The organism is Mesorhizobium sp. HAY1-8B (assembly GCF_056868045.1).
Genome location: NZ_CP200321.1, coordinates 3,283,184 through 3,301,208 on the forward strand (window position 1 = coordinate 3,283,184; position 18,025 = coordinate 3,301,208).

Sequence of the window (18,025 nt, forward strand, 5' to 3'; positions counted from 1 at the left end):
TTGCCGCGCCGTTGATATACGTCACCAGCTTTACGAGAGGGAAGTGCAGTTTCATGGCGTTTCGTACATCACGTGGCCGCTTTTTGGCGGGTCTTGCGCTCACCGGCTTTATGCTCGCCGCCGCCGGCTGCCAATCGGGCGACAATGGCATCCTTGACCTCGGCTTCGGCAAGAAGAAGGACCCGGCAGCGCCACCGCCGCCGCAGGATCCCAAGGTCCTGGCCAGCCAGTTGAACGCCTATTGCCCGAGGGTAACGGTGCGCGACGGTACGGCCTTCTTCAACACCTATGCCAACGAGGTCAAGAAGGCCAAGCCCAAAGTCAAGAAGACAGGCGACGCCGCGGCGGATGCCGCTGCCCAGGCTGCTGCCGACGCCGCCGCTGCCACTCCCCCCGATGATTCGGCGAGGATCATTTACCAGGCGTCGATTGCCGACGTGACCCGCGACTGCAGCCGTGCCGACGGGCAGATGACGATGAAGATAGCGGTCGCCGGCAAGATCGTGCCGGGACCCAAGTTCTCGCCCGGCACCATCACCATGCCGATCCGCACCGCGGTGATGCACGGCACCGACGTGCTCTACTCGCAGATCCACCAGTATCAGGTCCATGTCACCGATCCCTCGGTCGCCACCCAGTTCGTCTTCACCGATTCCAATGTCGTGGTGCCGGCGCCGACGGCGCAGGATTATCAGGCCTATGCCGGCTATGACGAAACCGCGCCGAAGGGGACCACCGACAAGCCGAAGAAGACCCACAGGAAGAAGGCCGCCGCGACGAACTGAGCGGTCATAGGCACAGCGTGCGTCCGCCCGGGCGCCCGCGTCTCAGGCGTCAGCCGACCATTCCGATAATGCCGCGATCACGCTTTTCAGCTCCGCCCAGCGGCGGATCACCGTCTCGGCGCCGGCCTCTGTCAGCGCGTCGGCATGGCCGGGATAGCTGTGGCTGGCGCCGGTGAAGCCGATCACGCGCATGCCGGCTGCCCTTGCGCCGGTGACGCCGTGCACGGAATCCTCGATGACGAAGGTGTTCGCCGGATTCGCGCCGAGTTTTTCCGCCGCGAACAGGAACACATCCGGGGCGGGCTTGGTCTTTTTGCTCGGTATCTCCAGCGCCGAGAAGATACGGCCGGCGAAAAATGGCAGCAGATGCACCTTCTCCAGCATGAATCCGATCCGCTCCGAACGTGAGTTGGAGCAGATGGAGCGCTGTGTCGTGACCGAGGCTACCGCCTCGCGCACGCCCTCGATGGCGCGGACGTCGCTTCGCAGTTTGCGGTCGACCAGATCCTCCGCGCGATCGATGAGCGATGCCTGGAACGGGATTTTGGACTTCTCCTCGATCCGCATCAGGATGTCCTTGAACGTCAGGCCCGCATAGGTCTCCGCGATCTCCTCGGCCGAGATTTCGTATCCGGCCAGGGTTATCAACTCTGCCTCGACCCGCGCGGCGATGATTTCGGAATCGACGAGCACGCCGTCGCAATCGAAGATGACAAGGTCTGGCTGGGGCATGGTGATCCGGAACAAGGAGGGTGGAGGAATGGCCTCTCGGGCTCAAGCGGCGCGGCATACACCAATGGCCCGGCCTTCGCAAACCTGACGGACGATCGCGTTTGCCTTCACCGAATATTTACGCTGATCGGTAACCATAACGGGGAGTAAACAGTAACGCGTGCCTTGGGTGTAAAAATGTCTGCCGTGCGTCTTCTCGACGAGCTTTCCCTTGCCCCCCAGCAATCTGAATGGCTGGACACGATCCTGAAGGGCGACTGCGTCGCGGCGCTCGACCGCCTGCCGGAAAAGTCGATCGACGTCATCTTCGCCGATCCGCCCTACAACCTGCAGCTTGACGGCGATCTGCATCGCCCCGATCAATCCAAGGTCAACGCGGTCGACGACGAGTGGGACCAGTTCGAGAGTTTTGAAGCCTACGACGCTTTCACCCGCGCCTGGTTGCTGGCGGCGCGGCGAGTGCTGAAGCCCAACGGCACAATCTGGGTCATTGGCTCCTACCACAACATCTTCCGGGTCGGCGCCAAGATGCAGGATTTGGGCTTCTGGATCCTCAACGACGTGGTCTGGCGCAAGACCAATCCGATGCCGAATTTCCGCGGGCGCCGCTTCCAGAACGCGCATGAGACGATGATCTGGGCCTCGCGTGACCAGAAGGGCAAGGGCTACACCTTCAACTATGAAGCGTTGAAGGCGTCCAATGACGATGTCCAGATGCGCTCCGACTGGCTGTTCCCGATCTGCACCGGCGGCGAGCGGCTGAAGAACGACAATGGCGACAAGCTGCACCCGACTCAGAAGCCTGAAGCCCTGCTGGCCCGCATCATGATGGCCTCGACCAAGCCGGGCGACATCGTGCTCGATCCTTTCTTCGGCTCCGGCACGACAGGCGCCGTGGCCAAGCGTCTTGGCCGCCATTTCGTCGGCATCGAGCGCGAGCAGGCCTATATCGACGCCGCCAACGAGCGTATCGATGCGGTGCGACCGCTGCAGGATGCCGATCTGACGGTCTTGACCGGTAAGCGCGCCGAGCCGCGCGTTGCCTTCGTCAGCCTGATCGACACCGGGCTGGTGACGCCGGGCGCCACGCTCTATGACGCCAAGAAGCGCTGGGCGGCCAAGGTGCGTGCCGACGGCACGGTGGCGATCGGCGACAGCGCCGGCTCGATCCACAAGATCGGCGCCGAGGTGCAGGGACTGGATGCCTGCAACGGCTGGACCTTCTGGCACTATGAGCGCAGCGGTGGGCTCACCCCGATCGACGAACTGCGCCGCATTGCCCGCCTCGGCATGGAGCGGGCAGGGGGCTAACTCCCTGCCAATTGCTGCTTTCACGTTGATTCAAGATCTGAGCGGATCGCCGCAAGCGATTCAGATCACGCCTTGATTCCGAAGCGTTCAAGATCCGCTTTAAGCGTCCTGGCATCGGTGAACAGCACCGATTGCCAGCCCGCCACCCGGGCGCCGTCGACATTCTTCTGGCTATCGTCGATGAAGAGCGTCGCCGATGGTTCGAGCCCGAACGCAGCCACGTGATGGTCGTAAATGTCGCGATCCGGTTTGATCTTGCCGATCTCGCCGGAGATGGTCACGCCACGTGGACGATCCAGGAAATCGAAGCGTTTGCGGGCTTCGGCCAAAGTGTCGGAGGCGAAGTTGGTCAGCATGGTCACGTCATGGCCGCGCTCGATCAGGCCGAGCATGATGGCGACGCTGTCGTCATAGGCATGCGGCACCATTTCGTGCCAATGGCGACGAAAATTGCGGATGTTTTCCGAATGATCTGGATACTCCGCGATCAGCAGCGCCTCGGCCTCTTCCCAGCTTCGTCCGCGATCCTGCTCGATGTTCCAGTCATGTGTGCAGACATTGTCGAAAAACCACTGTCTCTCTTCGGCATCGGGAATGAGGCGACTGAACGGGATGTTTGGATCGTAGTGGATCAGCACACGGCCGATGTCGAAAACGATGTGGCGGATTTCAGTCATGGGGCCTCTTTGCACTGAGCGTTGATTGCTTTCTCGTCGCGCCGGGTATCGCAGCCTCGATTGCCTTTTTCATGACAGTGGGCAGCGCCTCTCCGGCAATCTCATGGGCTGGTGACCAGAAACACCCTGCCGGCGCTTCACCTTCTATATTGGCGCTAAAGACGTCGAGCTCGAGCGCGAAATGGGTGAAGACATGCGTGATTGTCCCGGCACGCCGCCAGTCGCCGGAAAAGGGCGCCGCCGCCGGTGTGGTGGCCCCATCCATCCGCGCCGTCCAGTCCGTGGTCGGCACCTCGGTCATGCCGCCAAGCAAACCTTTCTCGGGCCGTTTGCGCAGAAGAATGGCACCGTCCTCGCGCACCGCGACGAAAGCAGCACCGCGTCGCTGCGGCTTGTCGGCTTTTGGCAGCCGCACCGGGAAATTTTCGGGGTCGCCTGAGACGACGGCGCTGCAGTCCTCGCGCAGCGGGCACAGCATGCAGCGTGGCAGGCGCGGGCTGCAGATCGTGGCGCCGAGATCCATCATCGCCTGGGCGAAGTCGCCCGGCCTTGCCGCCGGCACCATGGCCTCGACATGGGCGCGTATCTCAGGCTTGGCGTCGCTGAGCGGCGTCGTGATCGAAAACAGCCTCGATATGACGCGTTCGACATTGCCGTCGACAACGGCGGCGGGGCGGTCGAAGGCGATCGCGGTGATGGCCGCCGAGGTGTAGGCGCCGATGCCGGGCAGGTCTCGCAGGGTAGCCTCGGTATCGGGAAACCGCCCGCCACGCGCAGCCACCAGATCGGCGCAGGCCTTGAGGTTGCGTGCGCGGGAATAGTAGCCAAGCCCCGCCCAGGCCTTCATCACGTCCTCGGTCGGCGCCGCGGCCAGCGCCTCGACATCAGGCCATTTCTCGACAAAGACGCGGAAATAGGATTTCACCGCCTCGACGGTCGTCTGCTGCAGCATCACTTCGGACAACCAGATACGGTAGGGGTCGGGCCTCACGCCGCGTGCATGGTCGCGCGGGCTCACGCGCCACGGCAGGTCGCGATGATGCACGTCGTACCAGGCCAGAAGGCGCGACGCGATATCGCCCGACATTGCCTTGCCGGTCTGGGCTTCGGGGGGCTGGGCCTTGCGGGTCTGGTCTGCTGGTGCCATTGATCGTGTATTGGCCTGGCCGGTATTGCTGGGGTCGTGGCTGGAGAACGTACATGGCAGGGAGAACGCCCTACGGCAATCCCGTCCCGGTGAGCGATCTTGCGACCAAAATCCTCGATCCGGTGCTGCGCAAAAGGGCAGGCATCTCGATCGGTCTCGTCCAGTCCTGGGAAGAGATCGCCGGACCGCGCCTCGCCAGCCGCTCGCGGCCCGAGAAAATCCAGTGGCCGCGTCGCCTGCACGAGGACGATCCGTTCGAGCCGGCGGTGCTGGTTATCGCCTGCGAGGGCATGGCGGCGCTTCATCTGCAGCATGAGACCGGCGAGATCATCAACCGGGTCAACGCCTTCCTCGGCTTTACGGCAATAGGCCGCATCAGGATCGTGCAAAAACCGGTGACGTCGGACAAAGGACGGCCTAAACCCAGCTTCAGGCCCTTGACGGCGGCGGAGAAGACGAAATTGTCCAGCACGGTCGAACTGATCGAGGATGAAGGGTTGCGTGCCTCGCTGGAAAGGCTTGGCGCAACCATCCTGGGTGAAAGGAAGTCAAAAACCCCCTGAAGACAGTCATGGATTTGTCGTCAGCATCTCGCATTCGTGATCGCCTTTGTCGGGTGCCGCGATTGGATTGGGGATGGAGATGCCTTAATTCGCGCCAACTCTCGCCTTTTCGTGCCTTTGCATTGCAAAATCCAACCCTTGTCAGGTGATTCGTATGAACCGTCCTTCGTTCGGCAAAAGTCTGTCTCGCAGAAACGTCCTGTCTTCGCTGGCCGCGATCCCGGCGGTTGCCCTGCTTGCCGCCTGCAGCGACTCCGGCGAAGAGGCCAAGGCGGCGGATGTGAAGCCTGCTGATCCGGCCGCACCCGCAAAGCCGGCAACACCGGCGGCTGTCCAGGTGCCGGAAGCGCAGGGCACCGTCGACATGGCCGAATTGCTGAAGCCGGGCGCGCTGCCCGACAAGCAGCTCGGCAAGGATGACGCCAAGGTCACCATCGTCGAATACGCCTCCATGACCTGCCCGCACTGCGCGCATTTCGCTGAGACCACCTTCCCGGATCTGAAGACCAAGTACATCGACACCGGCAAGGCGCGCTATATCCTGCGCGAATTTCCGTTCGATCCGAGCGCGGAAGCCGGTTTCATGCTGGCGCGCTGCGCCAAGGATAACTATTTCCCGATGGTGGACGTGCTGTTCCGGCAGCAGGCGAACTGGGTTGGCGTGTCCAACACCAAGGATGCGCTGCTGCAAATCTCGAAGCTCGCCGGTTTTACACAGGAGTCCTTCGAGGCCTGCTTGACGGACCAGAAACTTCTGGACGATGTGAGATCTGTCCAGAAGCGCGGCGCCAGTGAATTCAAGGTCAACTCGACACCGACCTTCTTCATCAACGGTAAGACCTACAAAGGGGCGATGTCGATTGAGGAAATGTCGGCCATCATCGACCCTCTGCTCTGACATCAGGTCAGCGCTGAAGCGGCAGCGTTTCGGCGCTCGCCTTTATGGGGCGCGTGAATGAAGTTCTCGCGCCTCCGCCTCCTTGGTTTCAAGTCCTTCGTCGAGCCCGGCGAGTTCGTCATTGAACGCGGCCTGACGGGCATTGTCGGGCCGAACGGCTGCGGCAAGTCGAACCTTGTCGAGGCGCTGCGCTGGGTGATGGGCGAAAGCTCCTACAAGAACATGCGCGCGTCCGGCATGGACGACGTGATCTTTTCCGGCTCGGGTACGCGGCCCGCGCGCAATACCGCCGAAGTCACGCTTTTCCTCGACAATACCGACCGCTCGGCGCCTGCCGCGTTCAACGATGCCGACGAATTGCAGGTGTCGCGCCGCATCGAGCGCGAGGCAGGCTCGCTTTATCGCATCAATGGCAAGGAAGCGCGCGCCAAGGACGTGCAGCTTCTGTTTGCCGACCAGTCGACCGGCGCGCGCTCGCCATCGATGGTCGGGCAGGGCCGTATCGGGGAGTTGATCCAGGCCAAGCCGCAGGCGCGACGTGCGCTGCTGGAAGAGGCGGCCGGCATTTCCGGCCTGCACACCCGTCGCCACGAGGCGGAACTGCGGCTGAAGGCGGCCGAACAGAACCTCGAACGCCTGGACGATGTCGTTGGCGAACTGGAAAGCCAGATCGAGAGCCTCAAGCGCCAGGCGCGCCAGGCGTCACGCTTCAAGAACCTGTCGGCCGATATCCGCAAGGCCGAAGCGACATTGCTGCATCTGCGCTGGACGCTGGCCAAGACGCAGGAAGGCGAAGCGCGTTCGGCGCTGGCTGCCGCCACCGCCCTGGTTGGCGACCGCGCCGCCGCGCAGATGGCCGCCGCCAGGGAACAAGGCATCGGCGCTCACCGCTTGCCCGACCTGCGCGACGCGGAAGCCGCGGCCGCCGCCGCCTTCCAGCGCCTGTCGATCGCCAAGTCGCAGATCGAGGAGGAGGCCGGCCGCATCCGCAACCGCCAGGCCGAAATCGAACGTCGGTTGCAGCAACTTGACGGCGACATCGCCCGCGAGGAGCGGATGGTGCGTGACAATGCCGATGTTCTCGAACGCCTGCGCACCGAAGAGGCTGCACTGAATTCCGAGAACGCCGGCGCCGCCGAACGCGAGGCCGCCACTCGCGCGGCATTCGAACAGGCGGCGTCGACGCTTGCGCAGAGCGAAGCCAAGCTCGCAGCTCTGACAGCCGAACGGGCCGAGGCCGCCGCCTCGCGCCATCAGATCGAACGGACGCTGCGCGAAACCGCTGAGCGCCGCGACCGTTTCGCCCGGCAACTCGCCGAGGTCGACCGCGAATTGTCGGACATCCTCTCCAAGGTGGCTGGCCTGCCGGATCCGGCCGAGAAGCGGCTGCTGGTCGAACAGGCCGTGGCGCTGCTCGAAGAATCCGAGGCAGCGGTGGCGCAGGCCGAGCAGTCGGTCATCGATGCCCGGGCCGCCGAAAGCGCTGCCCGGCCGCCGCTGCAGGACGCCAGGGCCGAGCTGGCGGGCATCGAGACCGAAGCGCGCACCCTGGCCAAGATACTCAATGCCGCCAGCGGCGATCTCTTCCCTTCGGTGCTGGAGCAGATCAGCGTCGAGCGCGGCTTTGAGACGGCGCTGGGTGCGGCCCTCGGCGAAGACCTCGACGTGCCGCTCGACCGCAGCGCGCCGGTGCATTGGGGCGAAAGCCAGATCCATGCAGGTGACGCGGCCCTGCCGGACGGTATCAAGAGCCTGGCCAGCGTGGTTCGTGCCCCCGCGCAATTGGCGCGCCGACTGGCGCAGATCGGTATCGTCGAGGCGGCTGACGGCCGCCGGCTGCAGGCGCTGCTTGCGCCGGGCCAGAGGCTGGTCAGCCGCGAAGGCGCGCTTTGGCGCTGGGACGGTCTCACGGCCAGCGCCGATGCGCCGACGGCCGCTGCACAACGGCTGGCGCAGAAGAACCGGCTTGCCGAACTCGATGCCGAAGCGGTGCAGGCGACGCTTGTCCTGCGTCAGGCCGAGGAGGCGCTGGCACAGGCCGAACAGGCGCTTCGCCAGGCAAGCGAGGCCGAACGCAATACGCGCCAGGCCGGACGCGACGCCCAGCACCGCCTGGACGCTGCCCGCAATGCGCTGGCCGACGCCGAAAAGGCGGGCGGCGAGCTGTCGAGCCGGCGCGCGGCCCTCGACGAGGCCCGCGCGCGCATCGTCGACAGCCATGAGGAAACCTCGGCGGCTTTCGTCGAGGCCGAAATGCTGCTGCAGGACGCGCCCGATCTCGGCGACCTGCAATTGCAGCTCGAACAGTCCTCGGCCAATGTCTCCCGCGACCGCGCCACGCTTGCCGATGCCCGCGCCGTCCATGAGGGATTGCGGCGTGAAGCCGAGGCGCGCGCACGCCGGCTCGATGCCATCGGCGCCGAACGCAGCAACTGGCTGGTGCGTGCCGAAAACGCCTCGACGCAGATTGCCTCGCTCGGCGACCGCAAGGCCGAGGCCGAGGCCGAGCGCGAACGCTTGGCTGATGCTCCCGACGAGATCGACGCCAAGCGGCGCGCGCTGCTGTCGCAGCTTACCGAGGCCGAGACCTTGCGCAAGGCGGCCGCCGATCGTTTGCAGGAGGCGGAGAACAGGCAGGCCGAACTGGACAAGCTGGCTACCTCAGCCATCCAGTCGCTGGCCGAGGCGCGCGAGACCCGTGCCCGTACCGAGGAAAGGCTGACGGCGGCCGACGAGCGCCGGCTTGAGGTCGAGGCGCGCATCCAGGAAACGCTGAACACGCCACCGCATCTGGTCATTCGCCATACCGGCCTGGAAGTCGACGCTCCGATGCCCGAGATGGCCGAGATCGAACGCCAGCTCGACCGCTTGAAGATCGAGCGCGAACGGCTCGGCGCCGTCAATCTGCGCGCCGAGGAAGAGCAGAAGGAGCTCTCCGACCGGCTGGAGGCGATCGTTTCCGAGCGCGAGGACATCATCGAAGCGATCCGCAAGCTCAGGCAAGCGATCCAGAGCCTCAATCGCGAAGGCCGCGAGCGGCTTCTCGCCGCCTTCGACGTGGTCAACAGCCATTTCCAGCGGCTGTTCTCGCACCTGTTCGGTGGCGGCACGGCGGAATTGCAGCTGATCGAATCCGAGGATCCGCTCGAGGCAGGTCTCGAAATCCTTGCCCGCCCACCGGGCAAGAAACCGCAGACCATGACGCTGCTGTCGGGCGGCGAGCAGGCGCTGACGGCGATGTCGCTGATCTTCGCCGTCTTCCTGACCAATCCGGCGCCGATCTGCGTCCTCGACGAAGTCGATGCGCCGCTCGACGATCACAATGTCGAACGCTTCTGCAATCTCATGGACGAGATGGCCAAGACCACCGAGACGCGCTTCGTCATCATCACGCACAATCCGATCACGATGGCCCGCATGGACCGGCTGTTCGGCGTGACCATGGCCGAGCAGGGCGTCAGCCAGCTGGTTTCGGTCGACCTGCAGGCAGCCGAAGCGATGCGCGAGGCGAGCTGAGGTGTCCGTGCTGATCGCGCTCCGCCGTCGGGACAATGTGCGATTGGCGCTCAGCCTCGACGGCGCATGAGCCAGGTTGCACAACCCGCCACCACCAGCCCGCACGCGATGCCGATGCAATCGGCAACCCAGTCGAACACATCGAAATCGCGGTCTATCTCCGACGTCCCCTGAAGGACTTCGATAGCAGCTCCGACCGCGGCCAGGAAAATCACCAGCCAGAGCTTATGCTTGGGCCATCCCAGGCTGCCAAGGGCGGCTAGGACGGCGAATGCGCTGGCGTGGTTGAGCTTGTCATCGCTGAAACCGATATCGATTCCGAATTCCTGAAGCCAGGGCTCCGGCAGCAGCGCGAGGATAAGAACCGCGACGAACGTAACGACAAATGCGGTCCGTAACACGACTGAGCAGGATGTCATTGTGCCCCAACAGCGATTTCGACCGCTTTGAGGTCGAAGCCTGCCGACTGAACCCGATGCACTACGCAGGAGAAGCGCAGAGCGTCACGATTGCATCGGATTGTTGGAAAAGCAACGAAGTTTCGCCGGCATGGAAGGGTGAATTTTCCCGTTTTTTGGGAAGGTCAGTGGCCATCAAAGCGGGTTCCGTTTCATTTCGGCAAAGATAAGCTCTCCTCGTGAACTGGAGCTTCTTGACGATGACAAACGCGGAAACCGGGATTTCTCGCACGGAAGATGGTCTGGCGAACCCGGCGACACGGCCGGGGATTCTCGCGGATCTGTCGAGGCAAGATACGTGCGGACGCGTCTGCGCGACGTGTCCGACGCGAAACCTGAACTGCTCCTCATCGGTCCTCGATAGTGTCGCCGTGGGGCGAAATGCTCGTTGAGGTGAAAAGAAATGGCGGGGGCGGCGCTGCGGAAAGCGCCGCCCTGTTGTCCTGGTAATCAGGCGGCGAGCCAGGCCCTGGTGAAATCCTGCTCATAGGCCTGATGCATCTGATAGCCCATCAAGGCAGGTTTCATATGGCAGAACAGCTTTCGCCAGTAAGGCTGAACGATGATGCCGGATTCCTGCAGCATCAGCTGCAATTCCTTCATAACCGCGCGACGCTGATCCGGATCGGCGATGGCATTGGCCTTGTGAACCTTGGCATCGAACGCCGGATCGGCAAACCCTGTCTCGTTCCATGCCGAGCCGCTCTGATAGGCAAGTGCATAGGTCTGGATGCCGAGCGGGCGGGCATTCCAGTTGGTCGTCGCGAAGGGGTACTTGGTCCAATCGTTCCAGAATGCCGATTCCGGGATGACTGTGCGCTTCACCTTGAAGCCGGCGTCACGCATCTGCTGGGCAACGACGTCGGAGCTTTCCTTGCGGTAGTCGGCTTCGACCGAGATCAGATCGAACTCGAAATCGAGCTGGCCGGCTTCCTCCAGCAGCGCCTTGGCCCGGACCGCGTCGCGCTTGATTGGCGGCAGGTCGGCGTGCTCGGGGTGCATCGGCCCGACGTGATCGTTCTGCGCCACCATGCCCATGCCGTTGGCGCCGAGCTGCAGCACCGCCTCATTGTCGACCGCAAGCTGAATGGCATTGCGCACACGCTTGTCGTCGTAGGGCTTGGCGTTGATGTTGCAGCGCGAGACGATGGTGGCGGCGGTGACGATCTCGCTCTTCTTCAAGCCCAGTCCGTCGAGCATGGCGACGTCATAGGACTGCGTCTGGCCGTTCAAATCGATCTCCCCCGATTCGAAAGCGGAGACGGTGGCGGCCGAGTCGGTGCCGTAGTCGATCCAATCGATGCCATCCAGGAACACCTCGCCGCCCCACCACGAGCCTTCCGGCCGCTTGCGCACCGAGGCGGCGACCCCGACATCGAGCTTCTTGAGTTCGAACGGACCCGTGGAAACGGGATTTGCCGACAGGGCCGCCTCTTTCGGATTGAAGCTGCGATGCACGATCAATGCTGGGTAATCCGTCATTGCCGGGATGATGGTGATGTCGGGTTGCGACAGTTTCAGCGCCACGGTGTGGTCGTCGCGGATCGTGATCGCGCCGGCCCGCGCCACCTTGGTGTCGGGATCGATCAGCGAACTCATGCGTCCGGCCATGGAGTTGCCGGCGGCACCCTTTTCGCACCAGCGCGTGATATTGAAGGCAACGTCAGTGGCGGTGAAATCGTCGCCGTTCGACCATTTCACGCCTGGGCGGACCTTGAGCACGTACTCCGTGGCGTCCGTGTTGATTTCCCAGCTCTGCAGCAGGACCGGCTCGAAGGTGAAATCCGGCTTCCAGCGCACCAGCGGTTCGAGAAATTGCATGGCGATGTTGCCCATCTGCGAAACCTTGAAACTGCGCGGATCCTCCAGTTCCATCACCTGCATGGCGACGCGTACGACACCGCCCTTCCTGGGTTGGGCCGCTTCTTCAGCCAGAGCCGGAACCGGCTGCCCGATGAGGCCGTAGGCGACCGCCGTGCTGGCGCCAAAGGCGCTGGCCAGCGCCAGGAATTCGCGGCGGCCGAGCGCGCCATTTTTTGTACCCCGCGCAAAGGCGTCGATCGCGGGATGAAGAGGCTTGGATGTCATATCGTTTCTCCCATTGTTGATTTTACGTCCAAATTCGGTGGAATGCCCTTGCCGCACGATCGCCGGGCGCTGTCTTCTGTCGGACGCCGCGAAGGGTGGAGCAGACGCGGCGGCGAGGGGAAGCCAGGATGAATCTTCTGACGGCCATGCGCGTGTTCGACCGGGTCTGCCTGCTGGGCAGCCTCTCGGCGGCGGCGCGCGATCTCAACATGTCGACCACGGCGGTCAGCCGCATGATCAAGGATCTGGAAGAGGATCTTGGCGTGCGTCTCATCAACCGCACCACAAGGCGCCTCAGTCTCACCGAGGCGGGACGTGACTATGCTCCGCGGGCCCGCAGCCTGCTGGACGACATCTCGGAACTGCAGGATTCGACGCGCGGCCTGCACAAGGAAACGCGCGGGCTGATCCGGGTTTCCTGTTCCAATGTCCTTGGCCACACACGCATTACCAAGCTGGTGCCGAAATTTCTGGAGGAGAACCCGCTCACCAGCATCGAGTTCGACCTGACCGCGCGCTACGTCGTTGGCATTGTCGAGGAGGGCTACGATGTCGCCATCCGTTTCGGCGGACAGGCCGATTCCGCCTTGATCGCGAGGCGCCTTGGCGAGGTTCGCAACTATGTCTGCGCCACGCCGGACTACTGGAACAGAAATGGCCGGCCGACCCATCCGAACCAGCTGGCAAGCCATTCCTGCGTGTTGAGCAACTTCGCCAAGCGGCTGGGCACATGGCCGTTTATCGGACCCGACGGGCCGTTCGACGCTGCAATTGGCGGACGCATCTCGACCAACAGCGTGGAGGCCGCCTATCAGATGACCATCGCCGGCTTCGGCATCGGCAACCTGCCGAGCCTTCTGGTTGATGCCGCGATCCGGGACGGCCGTCTGGAGGTGCAGCTTGACGAGTTTCGCCCGGGCTCCAGCCCGATCTATGCGCTCTATCCGCACCGCACCTATATCGCCGCCAAGGTGCGCGCCTTCGTCGACTTCCTGATGCGCGAACTGTCGGCGGATTTCACCGCCTGAGACTTTGCGAGGCCGCTGGCGAACGCAGTCAGGGGCCTGGCGCGAACGCCAGGCCCCTTTTGCCCCCGTCGCCCGACGCGGCAATGTCATTTCCACCAGGCGGTGGTGTCGTACATCGGTCCCGGCTCCTCGAAGAGCTTTTCGTATTTGCACAGCGTCGGCGTCTTGCCGAGCGGCATGGAGACGCCATCCCGGAACGCCCATTCGCCGCGCTGCGTCGAGTCCGCCCGCACATAGCTCGACAGGGCGAAGGCGCGATCGTGCTGCGACTTGTTCGGTGAGGAGCCGTGCACCGTAAGCAGCCCCCACATGGCAAGGTCGCCCGGCTCCAGCACCAGCGGAACGATGGTCGCCGGATCGATGCCGACCCTGCGCAACTCCTCTTCGGCGGTAAGGCCTTTCATCAGCTCGCCGGTTCCCTCGTCCGAGAGGCCGAGATAGCCGAGCTTGTGGCTGCCGGGCACGACCTGGAGGCAGCCATTATCGAGCGTCGCGCGGTCGACGGCGAGGCCGGTGGTCACGGTCGCGTCGGCGACATTGTCGAAGGCGGCCTGGTTGCGGAAGCGCAGATCCTGGTGGAAGCGGTAACCCGTGACATTGGCGCCTGGCGGCTTCCAGTGCAGTTGCTGGGCGATTTGCCTGATGTCGCGGCCAATCAGGCCTTCAAGCAGTTTCAGATAGTCCGGGCTGCGCCGGAATTGCTCGAAATAGGAATTGACCCAGGAAAACCAGTACGCCTGCAGCACGTAACGCTGGCCGAAATCCGACTCGGGCAGAATCTGAAAGCTGAGATTGCCATGCCTGTAGGTGGCGTGATGCTTGAGCCCTTCGGCGTAAACATCATCCGTTTCCTTCTTCAGCCGGACCATCTCGTCGCCGTCGACGAACTGTCGAACGATCGCATATCCTTCCTCGCGGTACTGCTCCACCGCCTCGCGTGCCTGCTTGTCCGTCAACATGTCTTTGACAACCCCTGTCTAGTGATCCGTGGCGATCGTAACAAAGGCATTGCGGGCGATAAGTCGTGGATTCTGGCAGCGACTTTCCCGAATATCGGAAAAATGCCGCTGGCGAAGGCGGGCGTGAATCCCGAACCCGGGTGTCCGCTCGCAAAGATCGCGGCGTCTGGCCCAGACGCAGCGCATCCAGCGCGCCATATGGAAAATCGCTTTGATCGATGATGACAGCCTGCTTCGGCGAATGTCATGCCGTATCAGGCATTCATCGCTCGCCTGACCCTGCCATTCCTTTTTGTCATCCCAACGAGCCGTGAGACCGGCCCCGATGACAACCGGACGCACCTGTAGGGGTGGCTGGGGCGCCAGGATTCGAACCTGGGAATGTCGGTACCAAAAACCGATGCCTTACCACTTGGCGACGCCCCAATAGCCGTCAGAGTCGCTTGTGCGGCGCGTTATTAGCAGAGCAGCCGAAAAGCACAATGCCAAAGCACAATGCTCATGAGTGACGCGAGAACACTCGGCTGGCCTGCGGCGCGTTGCCGCCAGATGGTCAATGAACAGGCTATTGGGACCACACTGCGAGCTCATTGCCGGCCGGATCGACGAAGTGGAAGCGCCGGCCGCCGGGAAATGCGAAGATCGGCTTGACGATCGTGCCGCCGGCGCTTTCGACGGCGCCAAGCGTTTCCTCGAGGTCGTCGCTGTAGAGCACGGGCAGCGGCTTGGCCGGTGCTTCCGCGGCATCGGCCTGGAAACCGCCATCCAGGCCCTCTGCAAAGGCCGAATAGGTGGGTCCATAGTCGGTGAACGACCAGGCAAAGGCGGAACTGTAGAAAGCCTTCAGCCGATCCAGCGTGCCGCCCGTCGCCGGCATTTCCAGATAGTCGAATTTTCCAGTCAGTTTCATGGGGCACCTATTTGTTCCCTTTATGTTCTAGACGTCGAACCGTGAGGTGGCAAGTCTTTTTGCCGTATGTCCGGGCCGGGCTTTTTCTTAATCGATTGTAGCGGCGGAACGGCTTTTCCGGCGCTTGCCTTTCGCACTGCAGCATCATATCGCTCCAAAGTCGGACCAGGGCGGAACTTTCCGTTTCGCCAATCTTTCCAATCTCCTGCAACCGGAGAGCAAAGCATGACCAAATGGGTTTTCACCTTTGGCGATGGTGCGGCGGAAGGCCGTGCCGGCGACAAGAATCTGCTGGGCGGCAAGGGTGCCAACCTTGCCGAGATGTGCAGCCTGGGCCTGCCGGTGCCGCCAGGCTTCACCATCACCACCGAGGTCTGCAATGCCTATTACGCCAATGGCCGCGCCTATCCGGCGGGTTTGGAAGCCGATGTCGCGATCGCGCTCGATCACATTGGCCGGCTGACCGGCCGCCAGTTCGGCGATCCGTCGAAGCTGCTGCTCGTGTCGGTACGCTCCGGGGCTCGCGCCTCCATGCCGGGCATGATGGACACCGTGCTCAATCTCGGCCTCAACGACGAAACCGTCGAGGCGTTGGCCACCGATTCCGGCGATGCGCGCTTTGCCTATGACAGCTATCGCCGCTTCATCCAGATGTATTCCGATGTCGTCATGGGGCTCGATCACGAGGTGTTCGAGGAGATCCTGGAAGACCAGAAGGCCAGCCTCGGCCATGAACTCGACACCGAACTGACGGCCATCGAATGGCAAGGCGTGATCGCGCTCTACAAGGCCAAGGTCGAGGAAGAGCTCGGCAGGCCGTTCCCGCAGGATCCGCAAGAACAGCTCTGGGGCGCCATCGGCGCCGTGTTCTCGAGCTGGATGAACAACCGCGCCATCACCTACCGGCGTCTGCATGACATCCCCGAAAGCTGGGGTACGGCGGTCAACGTGCAAGCCATGGTGTTCGGCAATATGGGCGAGACCTCGGCCACCGGCGTCGCCTTCACCCGCAACCCATCGACCGGCGAAAAGCAGCTCTATGGCGAGTTCCTGGTGAACGCGCAGGGCGAGGATGTCGTTGCCGGTATCCGCACGCCGCAGAACATCACCGAGGCGGCCCGCATCGCCGCCGGCTCCGACAAGCCGTCGCTGCAAAAGCTGATGCCCGACGCCTTCCAGTCCTTCGTCACCATCTCCGACAGCCTGGAAAAGCACTACCGCGACATGCAGGACCTCGAATTCACCATCGAGCGCGGCAAATTGTGGATGCTGCAGACCCGCTCCGGCAAGCGCACCGCAAAGGCGGCGCTGAAGATTGCGGTCGAGATGGCCAGGGACGGCCTGATCTCGAAGGAAGAGGCTGTCGCCCGCATCGATCCGGGCTCGCTCGACCAGTTGCTGCATCCGACCATCGATCCGAAAGCCGCGCGTGACGTCATCGGCGTCGGTCTGCCGGCCTCGCCGGGCGCCGCCACCGGCGAGATCGTCTTTTCCTCCGGCGATGCCGAGGATCTGAAGACCCAAGGCCGCAAGGCGATCCTGGTGCGCATCGAGACCAGCCCCGAGGACATCCACGGCATGCATGCGGCGGAAGGCATCCTGACCACGCGCGGCGGCATGACCAGCCATGCCGCCGTTGTCGCGCGCGGCATGGGCAAACCTTGCGTGTCGGGCGCCGGAACGCTGCGCGTCGACTATAAGGCGGGCACGCTGATCTCGATGGGGCAGACCTTCCGCAAGGGCGACATCATCACCATCGATGGCGGCAATGGCCAGGTGCTGAAGGGCGCGGTTGCCATGCTGCAGCCGGAACTTTCGGGCGATTTCGCCGCCATCATGGAATGGGCGGATGCCGTGCGCCGCATGAAGGTGCGCACCAACGCCGAAACGCCGCTCGATGCCCGCATGGCACGCTCTTTCGGCGCGGAAGGCATCGGGCTTTGCCGTACCGAGCACATGTTCTTCGACGGCGACCGCATCGTCGCCATGCGCGAGATGATCCTCGCCGACACCGAGAGCGACCGGCGCGCCGCCCTGGCCAAGCTTCTGCCCATGCAGCGTTCGGATTTCCTGGAACTGTTCGAGATCATGGCGGGCCTGCCGGTGACGATCCGCCTGCTCGATCCGCCGCTGCATGAATTCCTGCCCAAGACCGAGGCCGAAATCGCCGAGGTCGCCGCCGTCATGAATGTATCGGCCGACAAGCTCAGGCAGCGCACCGAGGCCCTGCACGAATTCAACCCGATGCTTGGCCATCGCGGCTGCCGGCTGGCCGTCTCCTATCCGGAGATCGCGGAGATGCAGGCACGCGCCATTTTCGAGGCTGCCATCGAAGCCGGCAAGAAGGCCGGCGCGCTGGTGGTGCCCGAGATCATGGTGCCGCTGGTCGGCCTCGTGAAGGAACTCGACTATGTGAAGGCGCGCATCGATGCGGTCGCCAAGAGCGTCATGGACGAGAGCGGCGTCAAGATCGACTATCTGACTGGAACCATGATCGAACTGCCGCGCGCGGCGATCCGTGCCCATGTGATCGCCGAGTCGGCCGAGTTCTTCTCCTTCGGCACCAATGACCTTACCCAGACCACCTTCGGCATCTCACGCGACGATGCGGCCTCGTTCCTGGAGACTTATCGCCAGAAGGGCATCATCGACCAGGATCCGTTCGTCTCGCTCGACATCGACGGTGTGGGCGAACTGGTGCGCATGGCCGCGCAAAAGGGCAGGGCGACACGGCCGGAGATCAAGCTCGGCATCTGCGGCGAACATGGCGGCGATCCCTCATCGATCCGTTTCTGCGAGGAGGTCGGTCTCGATTATGTGTCGTGCTCGCCCTATCGCGTGCCGATCGCCAGGCTGGCGGCCGCGCAGGCAGCGGTGCAGGTAGCAAAGACGGGGCGCGGATAGGGAGATCAAAGCTTACGGTTTTGTATGAAAACTCACGCGAACGTGCTGA

General features: G+C 63.3%; 14 protein-coding genes and 1 tRNA gene. 7 read left to right on the forward strand and 8 right to left on the reverse strand.

The annotated features are described in order from the left end of the window. Positions 1-53 precede the first annotated feature (53 nt). Positions 54-785 carry a hypothetical protein gene (locus AC1VON_RS15390; protein WP_172351365.1) on the forward strand — a complete coding sequence of 244 codons (732 nt, stop codon included), beginning with the start codon at positions 54-56 and terminating at the stop codon, positions 783-785. Between the two features lie 42 nt (positions 786-827). On the opposite strand, the gene AC1VON_RS15395 is transcribed toward AC1VON_RS15390, so the two are convergent. Further along, positions 828-1,517, reverse strand: coding sequence for an HAD family hydrolase (locus tag AC1VON_RS15395; protein ID WP_483124104.1), 690 nt, complete (start codon positions 1,515-1,517; stop codon positions 828-830). Positions 1,518-1,694: 177 nt separating this feature from the next. Between AC1VON_RS15395 and AC1VON_RS15400 the strand changes: the two genes are divergently transcribed. After that, positions 1,695-2,828: a site-specific DNA-methyltransferase gene (locus tag AC1VON_RS15400; protein ID WP_172351363.1), complete on the forward strand. Its 1,134-nt coding sequence runs from the start codon at positions 1,695-1,697 to the stop codon at positions 2,826-2,828. 65 nt (positions 2,829-2,893) lie between these two features. Here the strand turns inward: AC1VON_RS15400 and AC1VON_RS15405 are convergent, their stop codons facing one another. Together AC1VON_RS15405 and mutY are read right to left on the reverse strand one after the other, a co-directional pair. Next, a complete protein-coding gene (locus tag AC1VON_RS15405) occupies positions 2,894-3,505 on the reverse strand; it encodes an HAD family hydrolase (RefSeq protein ID WP_483124105.1) in 612 nt (203 codons plus the stop codon). Beyond that, complete coding sequence (gene mutY, locus AC1VON_RS15410; protein ID WP_483126335.1) at positions 3,498-4,592, reverse strand: A/G-specific adenine glycosylase; 1,095 nt, start codon at positions 4,590-4,592, stop codon at positions 3,498-3,500. The genes AC1VON_RS15405 and mutY overlap by 8 nt, the downstream gene beginning before the upstream one ends. 113 nt (positions 4,593-4,705) lie before the next feature. On the opposite strand from mutY, the gene AC1VON_RS15415 reads away from it, so the two are divergent. From AC1VON_RS15415 to smc, 3 genes are all read left to right on the forward strand, one after another. Continuing rightward, positions 4,706-5,215: a DUF721 domain-containing protein gene (locus tag AC1VON_RS15415; protein ID WP_172351360.1), complete on the forward strand. Its 510-nt coding sequence runs from the start codon at positions 4,706-4,708 to the stop codon at positions 5,213-5,215. A 154-nt stretch (positions 5,216-5,369) separates the two neighbouring features. After that, the gene (locus AC1VON_RS15420) at positions 5,370-6,113 is read left to right on the forward strand and encodes a DsbA family protein (protein WP_483124106.1); all 744 of its coding nucleotides are present in this window, start codon (positions 5,370-5,372) and stop codon (positions 6,111-6,113) included. Positions 6,114-6,170: 57 nt separating this feature from the next. Further along, positions 6,171-9,629 (forward strand): chromosome segregation protein SMC, encoded by a 3,459-nt coding sequence (smc, locus tag AC1VON_RS15425; protein WP_483124107.1) that lies wholly within the window; start codon positions 6,171-6,173, stop codon positions 9,627-9,629. Positions 9,630-9,679: 50 nt separating this feature from the next. Here the strand turns inward: smc and AC1VON_RS15430 are convergent, their stop codons facing one another. Together AC1VON_RS15430 and AC1VON_RS15435 are read right to left on the reverse strand one after the other, a co-directional pair. Further along, complete coding sequence (locus AC1VON_RS15430) at positions 9,680-10,030, reverse strand: VanZ family protein (protein WP_483124108.1); 351 nt, start codon at positions 10,028-10,030, stop codon at positions 9,680-9,682. 507 nt (positions 10,031-10,537) lie between these two features. Further along, a complete protein-coding gene (locus AC1VON_RS15435; protein ID WP_483124109.1) occupies positions 10,538-12,175 on the reverse strand; it encodes an ABC transporter substrate-binding protein in 1,638 nt (545 codons plus the stop codon). A gap of 128 nt (positions 12,176-12,303) precedes the next feature. On the opposite strand from AC1VON_RS15435, the gene AC1VON_RS15440 reads away from it, so the two are divergent. Beyond that, positions 12,304-13,203, forward strand: a complete 900-nt coding sequence (locus tag AC1VON_RS15440; protein WP_483124110.1) for a LysR family transcriptional regulator — start codon at positions 12,304-12,306, stop codon at positions 13,201-13,203. A gap of 86 nt (positions 13,204-13,289) precedes the next feature. Here the strand turns inward: AC1VON_RS15440 and AC1VON_RS15445 are convergent, their stop codons facing one another. The 3 genes from AC1VON_RS15445 to AC1VON_RS15455 form a co-directional block, all read right to left on the reverse strand. Continuing rightward, positions 13,290-14,162: a phytanoyl-CoA dioxygenase family protein gene (locus AC1VON_RS15445; protein WP_483124111.1), complete on the reverse strand. Its 873-nt coding sequence runs from the start codon at positions 14,160-14,162 to the stop codon at positions 13,290-13,292. Between the two features lie 351 nt (positions 14,163-14,513). Next, positions 14,514-14,588 (reverse strand) — tRNA-Gln (locus tag AC1VON_RS15450). Positions 14,589-14,727: 139 nt separating this feature from the next. Further along, a complete protein-coding gene (locus AC1VON_RS15455; protein ID WP_483124112.1) occupies positions 14,728-15,072 on the reverse strand; it encodes a VOC family protein in 345 nt (114 codons plus the stop codon). 225 nt (positions 15,073-15,297) lie between these two features. Here AC1VON_RS15455 and ppdK point away from each other — a divergent pair, with 225 nt between their 5' ends. Beyond that, positions 15,298-17,976: a pyruvate, phosphate dikinase gene (gene ppdK / locus AC1VON_RS15460; RefSeq protein ID WP_483124113.1), complete on the forward strand. Its 2,679-nt coding sequence runs from the start codon at positions 15,298-15,300 to the stop codon at positions 17,974-17,976. Positions 17,977-18,025 lie beyond the last annotated feature (49 nt).

Bases quoted from the DNA above. Each gene is read 5' to 3' on its own strand.
- AC1VON_RS15415 (WP_172351360.1), top strand. From the start codon at position 4,706: ATGGCAGGGAGAACGCCCTACGGCAATCCCGTCCCGGTGAGCGATCTT.
- AC1VON_RS15435 (WP_483124109.1), bottom strand. From the start codon at position 12,175: ATGACATCCAAGCCTCTTCATCCCGCGATCGACGCCTTTGCGCGGGGT.
- AC1VON_RS15405 (WP_483124105.1), bottom strand. From the start codon at position 3,505: ATGACTGAAATCCGCCACATCGTTTTCGACATCGGCCGTGTGCTGATC.
- AC1VON_RS15395 (WP_483124104.1), bottom strand. From the start codon at position 1,517: ATGCCCCAGCCAGACCTTGTCATCTTCGATTGCGACGGCGTGCTCGTC.
- AC1VON_RS15390 (WP_172351365.1), top strand. From the start codon at position 54: ATGGCGTTTCGTACATCACGTGGCCGCTTTTTGGCGGGTCTTGCGCTC.
- AC1VON_RS15400 (WP_172351363.1), top strand. From the start codon at position 1,695: ATGTCTGCCGTGCGTCTTCTCGACGAGCTTTCCCTTGCCCCCCAGCAA.
- smc (WP_483124107.1), top strand. From the start codon at position 6,171: ATGAAGTTCTCGCGCCTCCGCCTCCTTGGTTTCAAGTCCTTCGTCGAG.
- AC1VON_RS15445 (WP_483124111.1), bottom strand. From the start codon at position 14,162: ATGTTGACGGACAAGCAGGCACGCGAGGCGGTGGAGCAGTACCGCGAG.
- mutY (WP_483126335.1), bottom strand. From the start codon at position 4,592: ATGTCGGGCGATATCGCGTCGCGCCTTCTGGCCTGGTACGACGTGCAT.
- AC1VON_RS15455 (WP_483124112.1), bottom strand. From the start codon at position 15,072: ATGAAACTGACTGGAAAATTCGACTATCTGGAAATGCCGGCGACGGGC.
- AC1VON_RS15440 (WP_483124110.1), top strand. From the start codon at position 12,304: ATGAATCTTCTGACGGCCATGCGCGTGTTCGACCGGGTCTGCCTGCTG.
- AC1VON_RS15420 (WP_483124106.1), top strand. From the start codon at position 5,370: ATGAACCGTCCTTCGTTCGGCAAAAGTCTGTCTCGCAGAAACGTCCTG.
- ppdK (WP_483124113.1), top strand. From the start codon at position 15,298: ATGACCAAATGGGTTTTCACCTTTGGCGATGGTGCGGCGGAAGGCCGT.